At 41.1% G+C, this 22188-nt stretch carries 20 protein-coding genes; 4 read left to right on the top strand and 16 right to left on the bottom strand.

Annotation, left to right across the window (positions count from 1 at the left end):
- Positions 1–21: 21 nt before the first annotated feature.
- The 3 genes from pta to GBI66_RS16425 all read right to left on the bottom strand — a co-directional run bounded on the left by pta (position 22) and on the right by GBI66_RS16425 (position 4924).
- Entirely contained in the window at positions 22–2157 is a 2136-nt protein-coding gene (gene pta / locus GBI66_RS16435) for a phosphate acetyltransferase (RefSeq protein WP_151716828.1), read from the bottom strand.
- A 29-nt stretch (positions 2158–2186) separates the two neighbouring features.
- Entirely contained in the window at positions 2187–3362 is a 1176-nt protein-coding gene (locus GBI66_RS16430) for an acetate/propionate family kinase (RefSeq protein WP_005185056.1), read from the bottom strand.
- Between the two features lie 296 nt (positions 3363–3658).
- Positions 3659–4924 carry a glutamate-5-semialdehyde dehydrogenase gene (locus GBI66_RS16425; RefSeq protein ID WP_151716827.1) on the bottom strand — a complete coding sequence of 422 codons (1266 nt, stop codon included), beginning with the start codon at positions 4922–4924 and terminating at the stop codon, positions 3659–3661.
- 354 nt (positions 4925–5278) lie between these two features.
- Between GBI66_RS16425 and GBI66_RS16420 the strand changes: the two genes are divergently transcribed.
- Positions 5279–6589: an alpha/beta fold hydrolase gene (locus GBI66_RS16420; RefSeq protein WP_151716826.1), complete on the top strand. Its 1311-nt coding sequence runs from the start codon at positions 5279–5281 to the stop codon at positions 6587–6589.
- A gap of 60 nt (positions 6590–6649) precedes the next feature.
- Here the strand turns inward: GBI66_RS16420 and GBI66_RS16415 are convergent, their stop codons facing one another.
- Positions 6650–7492, bottom strand: coding sequence for a class I SAM-dependent methyltransferase (locus GBI66_RS16415; RefSeq protein ID WP_151716825.1), 843 nt, complete (start codon positions 7490–7492; stop codon positions 6650–6652).
- Between the two features lie 288 nt (positions 7493–7780).
- The gene (gene nagZ, locus GBI66_RS16410) at positions 7781–8803 is read right to left on the bottom strand and encodes a beta-N-acetylhexosaminidase (RefSeq protein WP_151716824.1); all 1023 of its coding nucleotides are present in this window, start codon (positions 8801–8803) and stop codon (positions 7781–7783) included.
- Between the two features lie 249 nt (positions 8804–9052).
- Here nagZ and GBI66_RS16405 point away from each other — a divergent pair, with 249 nt between their 5' ends.
- Positions 9053–11236, top strand: a complete 2184-nt coding sequence (locus tag GBI66_RS16405) for a carboxy terminal-processing peptidase (protein WP_151716823.1) — start codon at positions 9053–9055, stop codon at positions 11234–11236.
- A 64-nt stretch (positions 11237–11300) separates the two neighbouring features.
- Here GBI66_RS16405 and GBI66_RS16400 read toward each other — a convergent pair whose 3' ends face one another.
- From GBI66_RS16400 to GBI66_RS19500, 7 genes are all read right to left on the bottom strand, one after another.
- Positions 11301–11744 (bottom strand): DUF2147 domain-containing protein, encoded by a 444-nt coding sequence (locus GBI66_RS16400; protein ID WP_005185041.1) that lies wholly within the window; start codon positions 11742–11744, stop codon positions 11301–11303.
- 223 nt (positions 11745–11967) lie between these two features.
- Positions 11968–12414 carry a DUF2147 domain-containing protein gene (locus GBI66_RS16395; protein WP_151716822.1) on the bottom strand — a complete coding sequence of 149 codons (447 nt, stop codon included), beginning with the start codon at positions 12412–12414 and terminating at the stop codon, positions 11968–11970.
- 215 nt (positions 12415–12629) lie between these two features.
- Entirely contained in the window at positions 12630–13073 is a 444-nt protein-coding gene (locus GBI66_RS16390) for a DUF2147 domain-containing protein (protein ID WP_032864326.1), read from the bottom strand.
- Positions 13074–13160: 87 nt separating this feature from the next.
- Complete coding sequence (locus GBI66_RS16385; protein WP_005185036.1) at positions 13161–13829, bottom strand: LrgB family protein; 669 nt, start codon at positions 13827–13829, stop codon at positions 13161–13163.
- Positions 13830–13840: 11 nt separating this feature from the next.
- Positions 13841–14203: a hypothetical protein gene (locus GBI66_RS16380; RefSeq protein ID WP_005185035.1), complete on the bottom strand. Its 363-nt coding sequence runs from the start codon at positions 14201–14203 to the stop codon at positions 13841–13843.
- Positions 14204–14245: 42 nt separating this feature from the next.
- Complete coding sequence (gene hflX / locus GBI66_RS16375; RefSeq protein ID WP_005208954.1) at positions 14246–15589, bottom strand: ribosome rescue GTPase HflX; 1344 nt, start codon at positions 15587–15589, stop codon at positions 14246–14248.
- A gap of 74 nt (positions 15590–15663) precedes the next feature.
- Positions 15664–15804: a hypothetical protein gene (locus GBI66_RS19500; RefSeq protein ID WP_005146968.1), complete on the bottom strand. Its 141-nt coding sequence runs from the start codon at positions 15802–15804 to the stop codon at positions 15664–15666.
- Positions 15805–15993: 189 nt separating this feature from the next.
- On the opposite strand from GBI66_RS19500, the gene GBI66_RS16370 reads away from it, so the two are divergent.
- Positions 15994–16824: a 1-acyl-sn-glycerol-3-phosphate acyltransferase gene (locus tag GBI66_RS16370; protein WP_005208950.1), complete on the top strand. Its 831-nt coding sequence runs from the start codon at positions 15994–15996 to the stop codon at positions 16822–16824.
- Here the strand turns inward: GBI66_RS16370 and GBI66_RS16365 are convergent.
- Positions 16817–18379 (bottom strand): phospholipase D family protein, encoded by a 1563-nt coding sequence (locus GBI66_RS16365; RefSeq protein ID WP_228128293.1) that lies wholly within the window; start codon positions 18377–18379, stop codon positions 16817–16819. The genes GBI66_RS16370 and GBI66_RS16365 overlap by 8 nt on opposite strands.
- 169 nt (positions 18380–18548) lie before the next feature.
- Between GBI66_RS16365 and GBI66_RS16360 the strand changes: the two genes are divergently transcribed.
- A complete protein-coding gene (locus GBI66_RS16360; RefSeq protein WP_005185029.1) occupies positions 18549–19559 on the top strand; it encodes a metallophosphoesterase in 1011 nt (336 codons plus the stop codon).
- A gap of 47 nt (positions 19560–19606) precedes the next feature.
- Here GBI66_RS16360 and GBI66_RS16355 read toward each other — a convergent pair whose 3' ends face one another.
- Genes GBI66_RS16355 through GBI66_RS16345 form a run of 3 tightly spaced genes read right to left on the bottom strand, consistent with a single transcriptional unit; the run spans position 19607 to position 21836 of the window.
- Positions 19607–20086 carry an OmpA family protein gene (locus tag GBI66_RS16355; protein WP_005185028.1) on the bottom strand — a complete coding sequence of 160 codons (480 nt, stop codon included), beginning with the start codon at positions 20084–20086 and terminating at the stop codon, positions 19607–19609.
- 8 nt (positions 20087–20094) lie between these two features.
- Positions 20095–21318, bottom strand: coding sequence for a diguanylate cyclase domain-containing protein (locus tag GBI66_RS16350; protein WP_005208944.1), 1224 nt, complete (start codon positions 21316–21318; stop codon positions 20095–20097).
- Positions 21319–21323: 5 nt separating this feature from the next.
- Positions 21324–21836: a YfiR family protein gene (locus GBI66_RS16345; protein WP_151716821.1), complete on the bottom strand. Its 513-nt coding sequence runs from the start codon at positions 21834–21836 to the stop codon at positions 21324–21326.
- Between the last annotated feature and the right edge of the window lie 352 nt (positions 21837–22188).

Raw genomic sequence — 22188 nt, 5'->3', positions numbered from 1 at the left:
GCTACATCAGTTTTTTTATTCTTACATTGATTGAGCTGCCTGAATCGCAGTCAAGGCAATGGTAAATACAATGTCATCCACCAAAGCACCACGAGACAAGTCATTCACAGGTTTATTTAGACCTTGTAGCATTGGCCCGACACTCACCACATTGGCAGCACGTTGCACCGCTTTATAGGTGGTATTACCTGTGTTCAGATCAGGGAAAATAAATACATTGGCGCGTCCCGCCACTTGCGAGTTCGGTGCTTTTTGGCGACCGACGCTTTCAACCGAAGCAGCATCGTATTGTAATGGACCATCAATCAATAAATCTGGACGGCGTTGCTGTGCGATTTTGGTCGCCTCAGCCACTTTCTCAACATCTGCACCTGTGCCCGAAGTTCCTGTGGAATAACTGATCATTGCGATACGCGGATCAAGACCAAAGGCTTTGGCAGAGTCCGCAGACTGAATTGCAATCTCGGCAAGTTGTTCAGCATTTGGGTCTGGATTGATGGCACAGTCACCATAGACATAGACTTCATCAGGCAACAACATAAAGAAGATCGATGATACCAGTGAATAGTTCGGTGCAGTTTTAATCAACTGAAATGCAGGGCGCACGGTATTGGCAGTGGTATGAATCGCACCAGACACCAAACCATCCACTTGATCGAGCGCCAACATCATGGTGCCGAGTACCACGGTATCTTGCAGCTGTGCTTTGGCTTGTAGTGCATCAAGCTTACCTTTACGCAGCTCCACCATCGGTTCGATATATTGGTCACGGATGGTATCCGGATCAATGATCTGTAAATCATCGGGTAACTGAATACCACGTGCTTTAGCCACTTCGGCAACCGATTCAGGCTTCGCCAATAGAATACACTGTGCAATGCCACGGGTTTGACAGATCACAGCCGCTTGTACCGTGCGTGGCTCATCACCCTCAGGCAGGACAATACGTTTTTTCGCAGCAATGGATTTTTGTACCAACTCGTAACGGAACGCTGAAGGTGATAAGCGAGGATGCAAGTTGTTCTGGGTATGTTGATCCAACCAATGGCTATCTAAATGACTTGAGACGAAACGAGTGACTTGCTCTGCACGTTCAGTATCATCAATTGGAATTTCATTTCCAAAGCGATGCAGTAGTTGTGCCGTTTCTAAGGTATCTAAAGGTGTGTGTAAGATAGGGAGCCCTTGCTTAATCGCACTTTGGCAAAACTCGAGTACATTGCTTGCAGGCGCAGCTTGTTCGGTTAAAACCAGACCCGCCAGCGGTGTACCATTGCTGCTGGCAAGGCTCGCTGCCAAGATCGCATCGGTGCGTTGTGATGCGCTAATAATCAATTCGCCCGCAACAAATTTATGCAATTCTGATTCGATATTGGATGCAATTAAACTGGTATGCAGAATACGACGCTGTTTGGCTTCACCTTGATGCAACCATGTACCCTTGATGATCGAAGCGATATCTAAACTACGTGGCACACTGAGGGTGTTGCTGAATGGTACTAATCCAATAATCGGGAGTTCATCGGTTCCCATAAAGCGGTTATAACGTTGTAACTCTAAGGCAAAAGCATCGATATGCTGGTCTAGGCGTAGACTTGGATCAAGTGTGACTGGAATTTCGGCTGTGCCCTCTGGCAAGCCTTTGGTCCGCATAAACAACACGCCTGTCGTGCGTGCTGAAGCTGCGCCGCCGAATTGACGTAAGTGCGCATCGACTCTTTCCGCTGTTTTACGTGGATCAGCTAAATCTGCGGTGCTGACCAAAACCACTTGCGCATCCAGTGCTTGAGCGAGTGCGGCGTTGATTTCACTGACAAAATGATCTTGTCCATTCGGAACCAAACCTTCAACGATAATCACATCATGATCAGCTGAAATTTGGCGGTGTAGCGCAACAGCCTCCTCAAGTAACTCATCTGTTTCACCCAAAGCAATCAGTTGAGTTAGTCTTTCATAGGTGATTGGCTCGGCAGATTTATGCTGAAATAAATGGCGATAGAGTGTCGTGGTACGGTCAACCGTGGTGTCTGCAATTTGAGAGTAGGGTTTTAAGAAACCCGCATTAATCCCTTTACAATCTAGCGCGTAGATCATACCTAAGCAGGCTGAAGTTAAACCAACACCTTCACCTGTGGGGATGAGTAAAATTGTATTCATAATGACCTTAAAATTGTCTAATATTTTGATTAAATCGTGTGTTCAAGTACTTGGCGTGTTTCTTTGGCAATACGACCTTCTTCATCGGTTGGAATCACCCAAATTTGTGGTCCTGCACCATTGTCGATACGACCTTCTGTGCCACGCGGCAATGCATTATTTTTCTCTTTACTAAATTGAAAACCGAAATGAGCCAGATAGCCTAAAGTCTTTTCACGGACATAAGCCGAGTTTTCACCAATACCACCTGTAAATACTAAACCATCCAAACGCGGTAAACCGCAACTTAAAGCCGATAAAGATTTGGCTAAGCGATAACAGAACACCTCAATGGCTAGCGTTGCACCTTCGTGACCATTTTCAGAGGCTTCAACTAAGGTACGCATATCATTGGATAAACCAGACAAGCCGAGTAAGCCACTTTCTTTATTCAACATGCTGTCAATTTTTTGGATATCCCAACCAAGGTTGCTGGCAAGGAATAAATGTAAGCTTGGATCTACATCACCGCTACGGGTTCCCATCACCACACCTTCAAGTGGGGTCATGCCCATTGATGTATCGACGCTATGCCCATTCCATACTGCACAGGTTGAACTGCCATTGCCTAAATGTGCACTGAGCCAGCCGCCTTCATTTTTATGGCCTGCCAATTCGCTGGCGCGTTCAGTCACATAAGCATGGCTGGTTCCGTGGAAACCATAGCGACGCACTTGATGTTCGGTATATAAATATTGTGGCAAGGCATAACGGTAGGCGCGTTCAGGCATGGTTTGGTGGAAGGCAGTATCGAATACAGCAACTTGTGGTAATTGTGGGAATAAACGTAGCGTGGCTTCAATTCCAATCAAATGTGCTGGATTGTGTAGAGGGGCGAGAGGGGTGGCGGCTTCAATACGTTCAACCAACTCTGGTGTGAGTAATTCTGCTTTGGTGATGTCGCCGCCGTGAACGACACGGTGTCCAATCGCCTGCGGGTTATAATTGGCTAAACGTGCCAGCAAGGTTTCAAGTGCTTTGGCGTGATCTGCATACGGAATCGAAAGTTCCAGTGGTTCGCCACCCAGTGTGATCCCTTTAATACGGGCGTCGGCTGCCCCTAGATTCTCTGCCAAACCATAAATACGGTCTTCGCGACGTTCCGAGATAAGCGCGTACTTGATTGATGATGAACCACAGTTAATTACTAATACAGATATAGCCACGTTTGAACACCTAACAGATTTTAAATTTTATGATGAACACTTTGATCTTGCTGCAACGCATGAGGCAGTGGAATCAAGCGCAATGTTTTAACATGGGATGTCATCTTGGCGAAGATAGACTTTAGCCTATACAACCCGTTTATAAATCAACCTATTCAGTATAGTTAGGAAATAAGCAGTTGTTTTGATTGATCTGTTGATTTTGTCATTGTTTTTTGTATGTAAATATATAAAAACACGATAAAGATCAAATGAATGGCCTTTATCGTGTTTCTGTGTCCGAATGCTCGATTTTGTTATTGGCGGATTTGACCGTCACCAAAAACGATCCATTTTTGTGAGGTTAGGCCCTCAAGGCCAACTGGACCACGGGCATGGATTTTATCAGTTGAAATACCGATTTCTGCACCTAAACCATATTCAAAGCCATCAGCAAAGCGGGTTGAAGCATTGATCATCACCGAACTTGAATCCACACGCGCCAAGAACTCACGGGCTAGACTAAAGTTTTCAGTAATAATGGCATCGGTATGGTGTGAACCATACTTATTGATATGTTCAATTGCTTCATCCATACCAGTGACCACTTTAATCGCAAGAATTGGACCGAGATATTCGGTATACCAATCTTCCTCTGTCGCCGTTTTCACGGATACACCTAAAATACGTTGAGTTTCCGCGCAACCGCGCAATTCAACCTGTTTTTCAGCATAAAGTTCGGCAATGCGTGGCAAGAATTCCTCAGCAATCGCTTCATCGACCAATAACGTTTCCATAGCATTACACACACCATAGCGATGCGTTTTGGAATTGAGTGCAATCGGTAAAGCTTTTTGCAAATCCGCTTGTGCTTCAACAAATACATGGCAGTTGCCATCTAGATGTTTAATGACTGGAATACGTGCTTCATTGCTGATTCGTTCGATCAAGCTTTTACCACCGCGCGGTACAATCACATCCACGAATTCAGTCATGGTAATCAGGTGACCCACTGCAGCACGATCAGGAGTATCAATCACTTGTACTGCATGTTCAGGCAAGCCTGAAATTTGTAGACCATGCTGGATCGCGGTTGCGATGGCTTTATTAGATTCAAGTGCTTCTGATCCACCACGTAAAATAATTGCGTTGCCAGATTTTAAAGCCAATGACGCTGCTTCAAGGGTCACATTGGGTCTTGATTCATAGATCATGCCAATCACGCCTAAAGGCACGCGCATTTTTCCAAGTTGAATCCCCGACGGACGGTAGGCAAGATCGGTAATCTCTCCAATCGGATCAACCAAGGCAATCACATCTTTCAGACCTTGCAGCATACCTTTAAAACGAGCAGGAGTAAGTTCTAAACGATCGAGTAAAGCGCTGTCGAGTTGACGTTGGCGACCACTGTCCATATCGATTTGATTGGCTGCTAAAATTTGTGCTTGATTATTTTCTAAAGCCGTATAAATTGCAGACAATGCGTGGTTTTTCAAATGGGTCGACGCACTCGTTAAAACACGAGACGCTTGACGCGCTTGAGTACCAACGTGTTGCATGTAATCTTGAATAGAGTCTTGCATAGCATTTTGATATTTGCATGTATTTATAAAGATAGTAACAGTCAAATGCTGAACAATGAATAGGCTGAACTGACAATTCAAAAAATTATGAAGCGTTAATTGGCACAAAAGTTTTTATTTTAGTGTGATGAAGATATTGAATATAAAGCCAAGATTACATATTTTGCAAAAGATTAGTGCTCTAAACAAGATAAGTGGTTAAGGAAATGATTGCGTATAAAACGTGCATATGTATAGAATGAAAAAGTATAGGATAAATGTAATACAAATTTTATAAATTTGTTAACTTGCAAGTTGAATTCGCTGAAAATGAGATGCTTGCAACAAAAAAATAAACAAGGATGGAGGAAGGACATGAATTCCATTATCCAAATGGACTCGGATATAAATCATACCTACACAGGCTTTGGTTTTTTCGACATTTACAATAAAAACAGTTTTAAACAGCCAGCGCGTACCACGTGGATCGATGGTTGGAAAATTGAATATATGGCAATTGCAGATCCGAAAACGATCTACAACACGCCGATTGTAATTGTCGGGGGCGCATTTCAAAATTTTAACTCTTATAAGTATTGTGTTGAGCAACTCTTTGAGAGTGGTCCCGTTATTCTCATTGACTTACCGTCAATGGGGGCGAATCAACAGATTCGTAATGTTGATACAGGTGAATCTGCTGGAATCCTGGAACTGCCTGAATTATCTAAAATGCTTGGTCAATGGCTCGATATTGTTGGACTTGAAAAAGTTTCAATGATGGGGATGTCATTAGGTTCGGTGGTCGCATCGTCATTTGCACACCAACGCCCCGAATTGATTGACCGTATGGTATTGATGGGTGTGATGCAGAAGACGCGTAAAAGCTGGCGGATGCTGCTGGAAGAATCATTGCATTTAATGCGCGAAGATCGCATGGATGAGTTTGGTCAAGCGGTGATCCTATATTTAGTGAATCATGCCAAGCTTGATAAAACTCGCATGTCGCCAACAGCAAAGCGTTTATTCTTCAGACAAATGGCAGAATTTAGTGCAACTGAACGTGAACGTTATGAAATTAACTGCAACCGCTTATTGCGTTTAAGCGACGTGCCAGTACCACAATGTAAAACTTTGGTGGCTGCTGGACAGTACGATAGCTTTACTTTGCCACACGAAAATGCTGATTTTGCTTTGCAATGCCAAGATATGCAGTTTGCTTTAATTGCAAACGCAGATCATGTGCCGCAATTGCAGCGCCGTAAAGAAACCATGAATTTGTTTACCTCATTCTTGAAAGGGGAATCTATCGAGAATCTGGATGGTATTATCCCGATGACGCGTGAACAAATGCAAAAAATTGAACGTCGGGGTGAGGAACGTATTGCTGTTTTACAACCACAGACTAAATTGACTCATCGTCATTTAGCGACAGAAGTGGCAGTGAAAATTGTCGATATCACCTTCTTTGGCGTTTATTTAAAACTTAATGATCTTGAACAGCTTGATTTTGTTAGCCAACATCCTCGTGATTTAGCTCTACATTTAGCTGATGAAGAAGGTGAGTTTAAAATTGAATGTTTAAACTTTGATGCAACTGAGCAAGGACTGCGTATCTTGTTTAAACATGGTAGTTTTGAGGTTGCTGATCGTTTAACGCGTTTTATTGAGCGTCAAAAACAGGCTTGATGAGAACCGGAGATTTGAAAAGGGAAGTGGTCATTAACCACTTCCCTTTTTTATTGAGGATTATTTGTTGGTTGCCTGAATGACCCAGACTAAATCACCTAAGTGTTGCTGCGTATTTTCTAAAGTTGCCTGTTCAAAAAACTGCTTTGGCTGCAGAACATCAACTTGATTAAAGCCTGCCTCTTGGAAGAAATTTTCGACCTCGGCTGGGTTTTTAAAATGAAAACTAAATGCACTGCGTGACATCCATTTTAGTAAACGGCTGCTGTTCCAGATAATGGTTGCCAATTTGTTTTGGGTCGGTTCTGGGTAGATGTCTGTTAAATAATGCAGCTCTTTAAAGTTTTGACCGTAGTTGGCAATGGCTTGAATGAGTTGCTGTAACATTGGTTTTTCAAAGTAATTGATGAGTCCTTCACTAATAATTACCAATGGACGTTGTGGATCAAATACCTCAAATGCAGCAGCAAAGGCATCGGTAAATAAGTCGACAGACAGAACTTCATCTACATTGCTTTCAATTTGTTGTAGTGCAGCTTGTTTGGTGGCTGCCATATCGGGTAAATCCAATTCACGGTAAGTGATATTTGGATAATGTTGTCTAAACCACCAGCCTCGTGGTGATAGGCCACATGCAATTTCTAGTACTTGAAGATTAGGGTGTTGTTCAATCAATTCTTTTAAGTGGTTATCCAAGATGCTGTGGCGTTGTTTAAGCGTGGTGCGCATACTGCCACCGACATATTTTTCTGCCCAGCTTTCAATTGGATGAACTAAGGCTGCCAGCGTTTTTCCTTTTGCTGTTGCCAGTGCCGGATGTGAGATCCCCATTTGATACCAGATGTAGCCAGTGTAGTGTGCGGTAAATGAAATGTGGCGGTGTTTCGAAAGTTGTTGTGTCATCTGTCCTAGACTCTATTTTTCCTAATTGGGATATATAAAATTAATCTCTTTTTTGAATTGAGATTTTTCCACCAAATCCGATTTTAGGTTTGTTATTTACTATCGTGGGGCGGCATGGATGCCGCTGTTGGGCTGGGGTTACAAGGATGTACCCTCAGCCTAACAAAGGATTTTTGCTTACTTTTCATCCCTGAAAAGTAAGTCGAGCCGAAGGCAAAATCCTTCAATTAAATGAGCACTCGGCAAGATCCCATATGTTAATAAAACGATGAAGAAATCTAAGTAAAGTTAGAACGAATTCTTAAACTCTTCAATGACTTTTCTGACGCTGTGCCAGTTTTCATCGTCTAAAGTCAATGTGGTACTAACCTGAATATTCGGAATTTTACCGCGCATACGCTCTAAACGCTGTTGATTTGGTAACGCTAGTGTTTGGATTCCATCTAATGCGGTACATGCAGCTGCTCGGTCATTGCAGACTAAGCCCATATCACAACCCGCATTTAAAGCGGCTTGAATACGTGCGTCGGCACCGCCTGCAACACAAGCAGCTTGCATACTCAAGTCATCTGAGAAGAGTACGCCGTCAAACTTAAGTTGTTTACGTAAGATTTCTTGTAACCAGAAAGGTGAGAAGCCTGCTGGATTTGGATCGACTTGATCATAGATCACATGGGCTGGCATCAATGCATCTAGTTGAGGCATTAACTTGATAAAGCTCTGCATGTCTTTGTCATAGATTTCTTGATACGAGCGGCTGTCAATTGCAGCGGCAACATGCGAGTCAGCTTTGACTGAACCATGGCCAGGGAAATGTTTACCTGTCGTCGCCATACCTGCTTTTTTCATACCGCGCATAAAGGCATCGGCAAGTGGAACGATATCCTGCATATTTTTGGCAAAGCCGCGGTCACCGATCACATCACTGACATCATTCAGGTCTAAAACAGGAGCAAAGCTAAAATCAATACCAACCGCGAGGACTTCAATCGCCATTAACCAGCCACATTGCTCAGCCAGTTCGAGCGCTTGTTGTGGATGGCTCAGGTAATGTTCGCCTAGACGTCCCATGGCTGGGAGTAAGGTAAAACCTTGTCTTAAACGTTGTACGCGGCCACCTTCCTGATCCACCGCAATAAGGATCTCTGGGCGGATTTGACGCATATGGTCGGTTAAAGCACGAACTTGTTGAGGAGATTCAATATTTCGCGCAAATAAAATCATGCCACCGACTTGCGGAGCTTGTAATAGTTCAATATCTTCTTGAGTAAGTTCTGTGCCAGCAATATCCAGCATCAATGCGCCGATCATAAGGATTCCGTTTGAATTTTGATGAAAATTTTGATGAAAAAAACGATAGCTAAATTGTGCAATGATTTGCTACATTTTGTCAGTACAGAATATGATAAAACTACATGATATTGATGATAAGTGCTTATTGGTCATTTATTTATGACGACCAATGAGTTCTACAAGTTGGTAAAGTATCGAATGAAATGTGTTCATATTGACAGTATCAGCGTGTAATAATTGCCATATCCAAGGAAGTACCAAAATTTTATGAAACTTCAAATGATAGCGTGTGCAGTTGCGATTGCGACTGGTGGTTTATTTTTCTCTCATACCATGAATGAGGCATTTGCGGCGACGGAAGCACCTGTCGTTTCAACGGTAATCAAACCATCACAAGAGCAGGCATTGGTCGCACGTCAGTTAGCCACATTGGTTGATCGCCAACATTATTTAAATATGCGCTTAGACGCAGCAACTTCAAACCGTATTTTGAATATGTATTTGGATAGCCTTGATCCAGATCATTCATTATTTTTAAGTGGTGAAGTTGAAGAATATCAAAAAAAATATGGTTCGAATTTTGGTAGCTCATTGAAAGCGGGTAATTTAACTGGACCGTTTTTGATCCATGGGCAATATCGTGATCGTTTGAAACAATTTTATGAGTTTATGTTAGCTGAGTTGAAAAAGCCGCAGAACTTAAATCAAAAAGATGTTTATCTCGATACAGATCGTGAAAAAGCACCGTATTTCAAAACGACGGCTGAGCAACAACAACATTGGCAGCAAATGCTAGTGTCACAGTTGATCAATTTGACGATTAGCAAAGAAGAAGAGCAGGCAAAGCAAAAAGCTTTAAAAGCAGATCCATCGCTTGCCAATGGTCAGGATTTAACGGGACCTGAAGATTTAACTCCAGTTCAGACCTTAACCAAGCGTTATACCCGTCAGCTAGAACGTATTGGTCGTGTGAAAAGTGATGATGTACTCGATAAAACATTGAATGCAATGTTGGCGACCTATGATCCGCATAGTAACTACTATCCACCGATTGATGCGATGGAGTTGAATCGTCAAACCACTTTGCAGCTGGAAGGGATCGGGGTTTCGATTCGTCCTGAACGCGGTAATGAAGATTACACCAAGATTGAAACCATCGTCGAAGGTGGGCCAGCAAGTAAATCTGGTCAGGTAAAATCAGGTGATCGCATCATTGGTGTCGCGCAAGATGGCGAGAAAATGGTGGATGTGATTGGTTGGCCGAGCTCGGAAATTGTTGGATTGATTCGTGGTAAACGCGGTACCAAAGTTGTGGTGCGTTTATTGGGTGCAGGTGCATCAATGAGTCAAGCACGTAATGTGACGTTAACCCGTGACATCATTCAAGAAGAAGATGCAGGTGTGCGTTCACGTACAGTTGAAATTACCCGTGATGGTAAAAAGCATCTGTTTGGTGTGCTTGAAATTCCGTCTTTCTACTTTGACTATCGTTCACGTCGTGCAGGTACTGAATATCGTTCAGTCTCTGAAGATACAGCTAAAGCATTAGATTCACTTAAGGCACAAAAAGTAGAAGGTATCTTGGTTGATTTGCGTAATGACCCAGGTGGCTCTCTCGAAGAAGTTGCGCGTATGCTCGGTCAGGTGATTAAGTCTGGTCCCGTGGTGCAAATCCGTGATGGTAACGGTAATGTAAATGTGTTTGAAGATACTGATGGTGGTGAGCAAATCTATGCAGGTCCAATGGCAGTATTGGTTAACCTAGCATCTGCATCTGCAAGTGAAATTTATTCTGCTGCGATTCAGGATTATGAGCGCGGTATTATCATTGGTAGTACTACGACAGGTAAAGGGACAGCACAGGTTCAATTAGATTCACTTGCTTATGGTCAGGCGACTTTAACGCAACGTAAGTTCTATCGCATTACTGGTGGTAGTACCCAAAACAAAGGTGTGATCCCAGATATCAAGTTGGTTGATATTTACAATGAAGAGTTTGGTGAGCGTAAAGCGAAAAATGCCTTGAAGTGGGATACCATTCCAACAGCACCATTTAAACGTGAAGGTTCAGTGCAACCGTATGTTGCTAAATTGACTCAATCATCTGAGCAACGTGTTGCTGCAGATTCTCAATTTAAATACTTAGAAGCACGTAAAGCAATTGCAAAGAAAACCTCTGACCAGAAGAAAGTGGTACTCGATATTAATCAACGTCGTGCCGAGTTGATTGATCTTGAGAAACAAACTTTGAATGCAGAGAATCAGCGCCGTATTGCAACAGGTTTGGCACCGTATGCAAACTGGGAAAGTTATCAGGCATCTATTGATGCACTGGTTGAAGCTCGTGCCAAAATGAAAGCACATTTGCGCCCACCATTGCCTGAAGAAGAAACCTTCATCAATGAAGCTGCAAATGTCTTGTTAGATTATTCGAAGTTGCAAGGTCGTTAAGCCTCACATCCTTCGATCAATAAAAAGCCCTGTATAACAGGGCTTTTTATTTTGGTATCAACACTTAATTGACACGAATCCAGATTTGGCTACGGCCAAGTACTGAGACGCCGACATAACCACGTAAATGTAAACGTTGCCCATTGGTACTGAGTTTTGCAGTTAAGCTATAAACACGACCACTGTTCGGATCAAGGATTTTTCCGCCGGTGTAGGTCAGGTCTTTTTTATGTTTCAGTTTAGTGATGACATTTAAACCCAAAATTGGCTTATTGGTATAAGGTGCAGGGCAACCTGTGCAGAGTTCTTTAGGTGTATAACCTGTGCGCGGAGTAATTTTTATGATTTTTCCTGTGTAGGAGCCATCGGACTCTTGGCTAATCTCGACTTGTCCTTTCGGTGCGCCAGTGACATCATCAACACTTTGCCAAATACCACTAATGTCTTGGGCAAAAGCAACATGGCTCAGTGTAATTAAGAATAAAACAGAAATCAGTTTGGTCCACATGCTCAAGCATCCTTGCCACAATCATTATTGGCTTATTATTTCGGATTTCTAATCAGAGATTCAATCATTATTTTACGGTTGTATATTTTTAATATTTGAAAATTCAACAAATTTTTATAACGATGGGAGAAAAGCTTCTTCAATTTTTATAAGGAGAAAGAAGCTTGATTCTTAAAGATATGATTAAAATAGCGGGAGATAGGGAGTAGTGAAGCATTAAGTTTTATTGAGTACGAATCCAGATTTGATTACGGCCCAATGCAGAGATACCTAGGTAGCCGCGTAAATGTAAGCGTTTACCATTTGAGCTTAATTTGGCTTTCATACTATAAATTTTGCCAGAGTTTGGATCGAGAATACGGCCATTGGTGTAATTCAAACCTTCACTATGTTTTAAACCCGTCACGACATCTAAACCGACGATTGGCTTGTTAGTATAGGGCGCAGGGCAATCCACACAGATTTCCTTTGGGGTATAGCCTGCACGTGGCGTAATTTTTACAATCTTACCTGTATATGTTCCATTTACTTCTTTGCGAATCTCAACCAAGCCTTTAGGCGCCCCAGTTTTATCATCAATACTCTGCCAGAGCCCTGTAATATCCTCGGCAAAAGTAAAACTGCTTATCGTCGAAAAGAGTAGGGCACTGAATAATTGTTTACTCATTATTAGAAGTCCGTTTAATTTTTGATCTTTTATTATGTAGTCTATCTAACAATATATTCAATCATTATTTTATAGTTGTACATTTTTTAATATTTGAAAATTCAATAAATTTTGTATCGAAATTAAAAAAGCCTCTTCACTGGATGAAGAGGCTTTTGGATAGAACCGAGATCAAATTGATCAAAGAGAGGTGCGTACTAGAGACACATAATTCGTTTTTACTCTGCACGGATCCAAATTTGATTACGACCCAATGCAGATACCCCTAAATAGCCACGTAAATGTAAACGTTTGCCGTTTGCACTTAATTTAGCTTTCATACTGTAAATTTTTCCAGTATTCGGATCTAAAATACGACCATTGGTATAGTTTAAGCCTTCGCTATATTTTAAACCTGTAACCACGTCTAAACCGATAATTGGTTTATTGGTATATGGCGCTGGACAATCTACACAAGTTTCTTTTGGTGTATAGCCTGTACGTGGCGTGATTTTAACTACTTTGCCTGCATAAGTCCCATTTGCTTCTTTGCGAATTTCAACCAATGCTTTAGGCGCCCCCGTCTTGTCATCAATACTTTGCCAGAGCCCCGTAATATCCTCTGCAAAAGTAAAACTGCTCACCGCAGATAAAAATAACGCACCTAATAATTGTTTGCTCATCATTAAAAATCCTTTTAACGTTTAAGCTTACATTATGGAGGATATCTGACAACTAGTTCAATCTTTATGTGATATTTGAGGCAAATATTAAGATAAAGATAGAATAAAGGTTGGGAGCCAAATGGCTGTAAATACACCATTTACTGCCATACCGAAGGCTGCATAGCGGCCAGTTACAGGCCCACGTTGCCAAGCCTGAGCGGTACCAATCGCATGCGCGGCCAAACCTAAAGCAAGGCCCGAAGCACGTTCATCATGGATATGTTTCAAAATCCAAGGGGAGAATGCAGCACCAATCACGCCAGATAAAATCACAATCAGTGTCACCATCATTAATGGTGCATGTAATAGCGTTGCAATATTTAAGGCGATCGGGGTGGTCACAGCGCGGGTGGCAAAAGCCATAATTGTTGGCTCAGACATGTGTAGTAAATATGCCAGTCCCATTGGTAAAGCAACCGCACTGATACTGGCAAAGCAAAGAATGCCAATCATTGACTTTAGTGGGAGGTCATCATAGCGCATTGCGGCTAAAGGAATGGCCAGGGCAACGGTCACATAGCCGAGTAGATGGTTAAAAACCCCATTTACATTATCCATGTATTGTTGATAAGGAATGCCGAAAATGGCCAAGAAAGCAATGACAATAAACATGCCGAAGACAATCAGTGGAACCTGAGGCATTTTTTGATTTAGCGGTTTGGCAATAAGGTAGCTGATAAGGGTAATGATGAAGCCATAGATAACCATCGACATAGATCCGCTCCTTATAACCAACGCTTCGCCATTTTGGCATAAATCCATAATGGTAATAATGTACTGAAGGTTAAGATAAATAAAAATGCAGGAATTTCTTTACCCATATGTACCAGCATAATTAATGAACCCGCACAAATGGGTAGAAAGGCAAATGCGCTTTCTTTTAAAATTTTGTTATTGGTATCAATCAGACGATTGGAGATTTTTCTAAAGCGTCTCCAGATCAACAGTGTTGCTAATAAGCCAATCAGACCGACAAGATTGCCCAGTTCAGGGTGCCCCAAAGCTTTTGTGATTGCGACAGCCCCTTCACGATAGACGATGATTAATAAAATCGTGCCAAACCAAGCTGTCCAATCAATATGTTTCATTTTCTTTTTACTCTCGTTTATTCGAACGATGCCTGATCGTAATTAAGGTATTGGGTGATCGATCTCAAATTCTTCCAAAGGTCGCTGAAATTGGGAAGCTTTTTTTCCAAGAATTTCGTCTAATGGCAAATGTGCCTGTTTAATGAGTTGCTCTAATTTATGTGGAGCAATACGTACCGATAAATGTAGATCGCCTTGCTCATCATAATGTTCAGATTGAATCACATTCAGGGTATAAAGCTGTGTACGCAGTTTACCGTAAGCGGGTTTGAGCACTAAGTCAAACTGTTGTAATTGTCCCATCAGACATTGCTGTACCGCTTGGCTAAGGAGGTCAAGCCCTTGCTCAGCATGGGCAGAAACATAGACTCGATCAGGTAAATCAGATGTTTTATAAATGATTTTGGCTGCATCACCACTGAGATCAATTTTATTATAGACATGCAGAATAGGAGCATCGGCTCCGATTTCTTTGAGTACAGACTCTACGGCTTCAATCTGTTCAGGCATATTCGGACTACTGCTATCAATAACGTGTAGCAGCAAAGTTGCCTCTAGGGTTTCTTCCAAGGTTGCTTTGAAGGATTCAACCAGATCATGTTGTAAATTTCGAACAAAGCCTACGGTATCTGCGAGTACAACCGTACCGACACCATCCCAGTCTAAACGACGTAAGGTTGGATCAAGAGTTGCAAACAGTTGATCGGCAGCATATACATCACTTTTGGCGAGGATATTAAATAAAGTCGATTTTCCTGCATTGGTATAGCCGACTAAAGAGATCGTTGGAATGGCAGCTTTTTGTCTTGCAGCTCGCCCTTGTAAACGGGTCTGTTGTACTTTAACCAGTTTATCTTTGAGTTGAGTAATGCGGACTCGAATTAGTCGACGGTCTGTTTCCAGTTGTGACTCACCTGGGCCACGTAAGCCAATACCACCTTTTTGTTGTTCTAGATTGCCAGTAAAACCACGAATTAAGCGAGTTGATAAATGTTTGAGTTGAGCCAATTCAACTTGCAATTTACCTTCATGGGTTCGGGCACGTAAGGCAAAAATGTCCAGAATCAAGCCTGTACGGTCAATGACGCGGCATTTAAGGATACGTTCTAAATTTCGCTCTTGAGCAGGTGATAGCGAATGATCAAAAATGACCAATTCTGCTTCGAGACTCTCGACTAACTCGGCAATCTCATCGACTTTACCTGAACCAATAAAAAACTTAGGGTCAGGTCTGTTACGTTGCACAGAAATATGTTCAAGGATTTCAGCACCAGCAGATTGAGCGAGCAATCGAAACTCTTCAGCATCAAGATCATCGAGGAGTTGAACAGACACACTGACTAATATTGCCCGTTCACCACTTTGACGCTGCTCAAAATTTTCCACGCTGTTATGTAATCCTTATACTTAAAGTCTTATTCTAGAATAAACTTCAAGCAAAGGGCAAAGACTTACTCGACTTATATGACATTACGACGTAAAAGTTCTATAAATCCAACTAAGGTTCCCATGTATAAAATCGACCATCCCAAAAACATTCTTAAAGCATAACCATATGGAATGGTTGTTTGGGATTCAGATGTCGTGGTTTGAGGGTTCATCACATCACCTTTTAATCTATTAATTCGATTTATTTATAATATTTGATCTGATAAATCTTTTAAAATTGAAAAAAATTATGCTCACATTCGTTTTTTGTTATCAAGGAAACTTCTACAAGCTGATATGGTCATGATATAACTGGTGAATTCAATGCATTCGTGCATACATGCGTACGGTTTTAATAATTTATGACTCAACAAGCAACAACAGTAAATAACACACCTTTAAGTTTGTTTTCGAAATTCAGTTTATACAGCAAAAAATTAGCCTCTGGTCTAGAGACGATCGGTGAGGGCTTTTATCTCATTTACCGACATGGTTTATATAAAGATCCAAATAATCCTGTAAACACACGCTATGTACAGTATTTCTGTCGTCGCTTATGTGAAGTATTTAATATTGAAGTCCAAGTCCATGGGACGATACCGCGTGAACCTGCCCTATGGGTGAGTAATCATATTTCTTGGTTAGATGTGGCTGTGTTGGGCTCGGGTGCACGGATCTTTTTCTTGGCCAAGGCAGAAGTGGAGAAGTGGCCTATTTTAGGGAACTTGGCAAAAGGCGGTGGCACTTTATTTATTAAGCGTGGTTCAGGTGATTCGATTCGCATTCGTGAGCAAATTACTGAATTTTTAAAACAAGATATTCCTGTTCTGTTCTTCCCTGAAGCAACCACAACGGATGGTAGCAAAGTCAAAAAAGTACATGGACGGTTACTCGGTGCTGCAATCGAAGCGCAACGACCTGTACAGATTTGTGTGATTTGCTATGTCAACCAACAAGGTGAACTGGATTTGGTCGCACCCTTTATTGGGGAAATGACTTTTGCAGAACATGTGCAACGGGTTTTAGAAATGCCACAAGTGACTGCGCATTTAATGACATTACCTGCTATTCCAGTCGAAGGGCATACGGTAGAAACACTCACCAAGGAAGTGGACCGTCAAATGCGAGCAGGTCTAGAGCGCTTGCAGCGAAAAGTACTATCCGTGCTACCAGAAAGCTTGGAAACTACATAAACCCTTCAATTGGTAACCATGAAATCATTTTCATTCCAGCTCTTTGCCACCATTTCATTTTCGGTTCTTTGGTATAGATCAAAGGACCTTGTGGTGTTTCTCGCTGCCAATTAATGTTCTTGTTGGCATCCAATACCAATCGATATGCATAAGTCCGTAGGTTATGATCCATGGTGGTATGTACTGCTTGCGCTAATGATGGGCTATTGAGTAGTACCCCAATTTCGGTATTCAGATAAGCTGAGCGTGGATCAAAGTTAAACGAACCAATAAAAACCTGTTTTTCATCTAAGGCCATGAGCTTGGCATGTAGACTCGAACGGCTTAACCCCTTGATATTGACCTTGGCTTTTTTTGCCAAATCTTCGGTATGTTTATCCAGATCACTTTTATCTAAAGCGGGTAGAAACTCATAAAGTTGTACGCCATTTTCAAGCAGTTCTTGGCGGTATTTACCATAAAAAGCATGCACGACGGCCACGTCATTGGCCTTAAAAGAGTTGGTCAATACTCTGACTTCGATGCCATCTTGTGCCAAATCACTTAAAATTTTTGTGCCTTTCTTTTCGGGAACAAAATAAGCAGAAATTAAATCGATATTCTTTTCAGGCTGTTCTAAATGATTAATCAGCTGGAAGTTCAGATGCTCTTCTTTCTTAGCTTTAGCTTTAATTTTGTCTGGTGAGTCTTTGACAACTTCGGCTTTAACCCAGTCCAGTGAAATGTCACGATTCATGAGTGAATCAACAGCTTGAGAACGACTGGTTAAATCTAAATAGTTTTGTACGGTAATCCGTTTATAGTGCTCATCGAGCTGCTGTTTTAAGCTTTCATAACTCAAACGATGAGATTTTTCTTTGACTACTTCTTTGACATCATAAGCATATTCATGATTCCAGTAGTCATCAAATGATTTGGAAATATCATTCACAGCAGTGCCAAAAAGCATCACATCTACGTCAGAAAATTGATAGGTATCACTGACATTGTAATATTGGTTAGTCATATTGCGGCCACCAATCAAAGCCACCTGATGATCGGCAATAAAACTCTTATTGTGCATGCGACGGTTAATGCGCTTTAAGTCCAATACCATATCAATGGCACGATACTTACGAAAGCGGTAAGGGTTAAAGAGTTTCACTTCAATATTTGGATGCTGGGCCAAAGCGAAGAAAATGCCTTCAGTATGTTTGGCATTATTATCATCAATCAGTAATCTGACCCGAACGCCACGATCTGCAGCGCGAATTAATGCATGTAGTGCTAGAGCACCAACTTTGTCGTTATCCCAAATATAGTATTGTAAATCTAAGGTTTTTTCGGCTTTATCGATGAGGCGCAGACGGGCTGCTAGAGCTTCTAAAGGCTCATATAAAACATGATAGCCTGTTAAGTCTGGGTGCTGTTCCTGTAAGGGTTTGATAACCTGTGCTAATGATGTCTGTGAGGTGTCAATTTGTGAGGTGGTTTGTATGACAGGCTCAATTTTATGTTTGGGTAAAGTACTGCAACCAGTCGCTGTAAGCGCAATCGTGATATAAATCGCAAGCATATTTTTATTGTAAGCGGTTGTACTTATCTTTGTATGTTTGCTATTTAAATGAGAAAATTGCGTCATAATCGTTACTGATTAAAAGTTGGGCTCGAGTATACCATTTCATCGAAAAAGATAAATATAAGATGAGATGTATGTCCCTAAAGTGAAGTTAAAGAGGGCTGTAATGTCGAATTCAGATACGATGATCATTGGTTTTTACCTTATTTTTGCTGTTATGGCGTTTTGGGCTTTTATTCAAGCTTGGGTTCATCAAGCACGTACCGAAACCATTCATCCTTTTAAAGCCTTTGTGCATTTACTCGCGTTTTATCTGTCTTATTTATTAGTGCCACTTTGGTTCTTTAGCATTTTTGCGGGTTGGGCTGGATATTATAGTTTGCATCAAGCTGCATTCATTGGGTTACTCAGTAGTGTACTCATCTATGCGCGTTTTATAGAACCCCATCAAGTTCATGTTAAATACCATCAATATCGTTTAGACCCTAAACGTGAGTTTACCCAGCCAATTAAAGTTGCCTTAGTTGCAGATATGCATGTTGGATTGTTTTCAGGACATGAACGACAATTAAAAAGCATTGTGAAGAAGCTCAATCAAGCGCAACCAGATTTAGTTGTAGTTGCAGGTGATTGGACTTACGAACCTGAAAACCGCTTGGTACAAGAGCTCGAGGTTTTAAAGCAAATTCAGGCACCCGTTTATTCGGTACCTGGCAATCATGATGAACAATATCCAGGTCCTCCAATTCAGGCATTATTGAGTAAAGCACTGGAACAAAACGATGTCATCGATATCGAAGGGAAAATTGTTGATTTTGATGAGTTTCGTTTGATCGGCATTGGAGATTTATGGGCAGGGAAGGCGAATATGCGTTTTATGCCAGATTTACCACAAGATAAGCCTTGGTTGATTTTGTCCCATAACCCTGACACTGTTGATATGGTCCCTGAATTACCAACGCGTCCGTTGATGCTTTCAGGGCATACGCATGGCGGACAAATCGAGCTACCATGGATTACCAGTTATATTATGAAACGGGTTTCTATTTTGGGACACAAGAAAGGTTTCTACACACACGAACACGCGGATGTTTTTGTTACGGTAGGTACTGGAATGGTCGGGGTACCGTTTCGTTTTCGAGTTCCACCGACAATCGATATTATTGAATTAATTTAAATAAAAAACCGACTGCATTGAGTCGGTTTTTTATTGAAGCGATGTGCTTATGGGATAATGATGACATTAACGCGGCGGTTGCTGGCGCGGTTTTCATCAGAGGTATTTGGAACAAATGGCTGATGTGAACCACGACCAACCACAGTTAAATTATTTTGCTTGAAACCCTGAGCAATAAAGATGGTTGAAACACTTTGAGCACGTTCCTCAGAGAGTTTTTGGTTGTACTCTGGATTGCCGATATCATCGGTATGGCCTACGATTTTTAATTTCTCTAGGTCATATTTGTTCAATTGAGTTGCCAAACGAACAATTTCTTTTTGATGTTCAGGTTTGATCTCTGATGTATTAAAGTCAAATAACAAACGTTCAGGCAGACCAAGTGTCCAGCCCTCATCTGTTAGAACGAAGCCTTCTTTCTTAAGCATTTTGACCTGACGATACTTCAACGGGCCAAAACTCAAGCAGCCAGCCAATGTTAGGCAGAGTAACGCAATAAATGAAATTTTAATGGTGTGAGTGCGCATAACATGTCCTAAATTTCTGGTTTATAAAGAAACCAATGTGGATTTAAACTCTTAGCTTTATACATGGCTTGATCGGCTTGCATAATCAAATCCTCTGGATTCTCTGCAAACTGAGAAAAAGCAACCCCTAAGCTAAAACCGAAATGAATCGTTTGTCCGTTAAACTCTAAAGGTTGTTCGCAACTTGCGAGCACGCCTTCAGCAATTGTCCTTAAATGATCTGTATGGTGAATTGAATGCAAGATGATGGCAAACTCATCACCGCCTAAACGCGCAATGAAATCTTCATAGCGGACAGAAAGTCTTAAACGAGTTGCCATTTCTTTTAAAACGGCATCGCCAGCTAAATGTCCATATTCGTCATTAATGACTTTGAACTTATTATTGTCGATAAATAACAAAGCTGAGCTATGACGATATTGTGGGTTTTCAAAAATATTAAATAATTCTTGGTAAAAATAATGACGATTTGGCAAGCTCGTCAATTGGTCATGATGTGCTTGGAATGAAAGTTGTCGATTTTCTTTTTGCAGATGTGTATGCCAAATTTGGATTTCTTCTAACAGTTCGTTAAATACGGTATTTAAATTCTGAAATTCATGAATGTGGTTGTTTGGAAAACGCAAATTATAGGCTTTTTGATCACTGACCAATTGCGCGATATGCGTTAATGGTTTGATCGCTTGCATAATCTGGCGATAAGTAATGTTTACTGACCAAAGTAAAGCAATCACGATGAAAAACATCGAAATTGCAAGACCAATAATAATGGTTTTTAGAAAATGTAAAATATTCTCTGAACTACCATAGAGTACTAATTCCCCAACTTTCTTTTTATGATGAATCACAATCAATTTAACTGGGTCATGTAAAAACCATCGATCCATTAAATCCTGCATCACTGAGGTATGCGCAATTTTTTTGGTACTTTCGGCTAACAATTTCTGTTGAGGATCATAAACATGAATGCTGCGTATCGCATGTTCACTTGTATAATCATCAAGGATTTGATCAATTGCCCCTTTATCTCTAAACACGACCGCAGGTTGCACACGCTCCAATACGGTTTGACTTAATAGCTGCAAATTTTGTTTTGCATACGTTTCCATAGTGAACATAGAAATGGTGGCAAAAGTAAAAGAGCAGATGACAAAGGTAATGGCAAAGATCGCAAATTGTGATTTACGGAATAATGCGTGTAAGGATGTGGATTGATATAAGTTTGAAATCACTATGTCTACCCCGCATTCTTTGCTAAGAGTAAAACACGAGGATCAATATGTACTTTGGAATAGCTCAACGCATCCAAATTCACCTTAAAAGTAGAAAATGTCTTCTTATTGTATAAACAGAAAATACTACCGACTTCACAGGCTGGATTATTGGTACTTAACGACAATAATGAACGAGACGGATACGCCTGAATTAAGTTTTGCTGTTGTTGAGGCGGTGTTATTGTGAAATAGGCCACATGACATTCTGTTTTGGGAAAATCTTTAGCCGTCACAGCCTGAACTTGATACTCATAAGCAAGCTGACGAATATTGGCCTGAAACTGATTTGCCGCATCTTGATTATCGATCACGCAAATTGTCGGGCGACTGGTGTTCGACCATTTACTATAACTTAATATAGATAAAGCCAGCTCATAGAAGTTATGCGTTGAAATGGCATAGCAAAGCGGGCTCGCAGCAAATAATGCAGCAAGTAATAAAGAACGAGCTTTTTTACGACCAAACCGTATTTTCAATCAAAAGTGCCAAAAAATGTGAAGCAAGAGACATATTCTACTGGACTTAATTGTTTAAAAAAAGTTCTTAAACATAAAGAAAAGGCATTAAAAGTAACTGTTCAGTTCAAAAAATAATCGCTTGATTTAATAATTTAAGATTATTTGAAAAATGGGGTTGTGTCTGGTCTGAAATGCTGTAGAATGCACATCCATCGGCGGTGATGTAGATAAAAACTTGTTGAGAAACAAGGATTTGGCTTAAGGGTTAAATTTTTGGGTTTGAGAATAAGTTTTGAAAATATCTAAATTACCTGTTGACTTTAAAGAAATTTAGAGTAATATAGCCGACCTAGCTTGATGATGACGAATC

The sequence above is a fragment of the Acinetobacter sp. TUM15071 genome, assembly GCF_008980925.1.
GTDB lineage: Bacteria > Pseudomonadota > Gammaproteobacteria > Pseudomonadales > Moraxellaceae > Acinetobacter > Acinetobacter dispersus.
This window is presented reverse-complemented; position numbering and strand designations above follow the sequence as displayed.

What these genes read in the sequence shown, in the direction of transcription:
- pta (WP_151716828.1), bottom strand. Translation starts at nt 2,157, where the DNA reads ATGAATACAATTTTACTCATCCCCACAGGTGAAGGTGTTGGTTTAACT.
- GBI66_RS16425 (WP_151716827.1), bottom strand. Translation starts at nt 4,924, where the DNA reads ATGCAAGACTCTATTCAAGATTACATGCAACACGTTGGTACTCAAGCG.
- GBI66_RS16420 (WP_151716826.1), top strand. Translation starts at nt 5,279, where the DNA reads ATGAATTCCATTATCCAAATGGACTCGGATATAAATCATACCTACACA.
- GBI66_RS16415 (WP_151716825.1), bottom strand. Translation starts at nt 7,492, where the DNA reads ATGACACAACAACTTTCGAAACACCGCCACATTTCATTTACCGCACAC.
- nagZ (WP_151716824.1), bottom strand. Translation starts at nt 8,803, where the DNA reads ATGATCGGCGCATTGATGCTGGATATTGCTGGCACAGAACTTACTCAA.
- GBI66_RS16405 (WP_151716823.1), top strand. Translation starts at nt 9,053, where the DNA reads ATGAAACTTCAAATGATAGCGTGTGCAGTTGCGATTGCGACTGGTGGT.
- GBI66_RS16400 (WP_005185041.1), bottom strand. Translation starts at nt 11,744, where the DNA reads ATGTGGACCAAACTGATTTCTGTTTTATTCTTAATTACACTGAGCCAT.
- GBI66_RS16390 (WP_032864326.1), bottom strand. Translation starts at nt 13,073, where the DNA reads ATGAGCAAACAATTATTAGGTGCGTTATTTTTATCTGCGGTGAGCAGT.
- GBI66_RS16385 (WP_005185036.1), bottom strand. Translation starts at nt 13,829, where the DNA reads ATGTCGATGGTTATCTATGGCTTCATCATTACCCTTATCAGCTACCTT.
- GBI66_RS16380 (WP_005185035.1), bottom strand. Translation starts at nt 14,203, where the DNA reads ATGAAACATATTGATTGGACAGCTTGGTTTGGCACGATTTTATTAATC.
- GBI66_RS19500 (WP_005146968.1), bottom strand. Translation starts at nt 15,804, where the DNA reads ATGAACCCTCAAACCACGACATCTGAATCCCAAACAACCATTCCATAT.
- GBI66_RS16370 (WP_005208950.1), top strand. Translation starts at nt 15,994, where the DNA reads ATGACTCAACAAGCAACAACAGTAAATAACACACCTTTAAGTTTGTTT.
- GBI66_RS16365 (WP_228128293.1), bottom strand. Translation starts at nt 18,379, where the DNA reads ATGCTTGCGATTTATATCACGATTGCGCTTACAGCGACTGGTTGCAGT.
- GBI66_RS16360 (WP_005185029.1), top strand. Translation starts at nt 18,549, where the DNA reads ATGTCGAATTCAGATACGATGATCATTGGTTTTTACCTTATTTTTGCT.
- GBI66_RS16355 (WP_005185028.1), bottom strand. Translation starts at nt 20,086, where the DNA reads ATGCGCACTCACACCATTAAAATTTCATTTATTGCGTTACTCTGCCTA.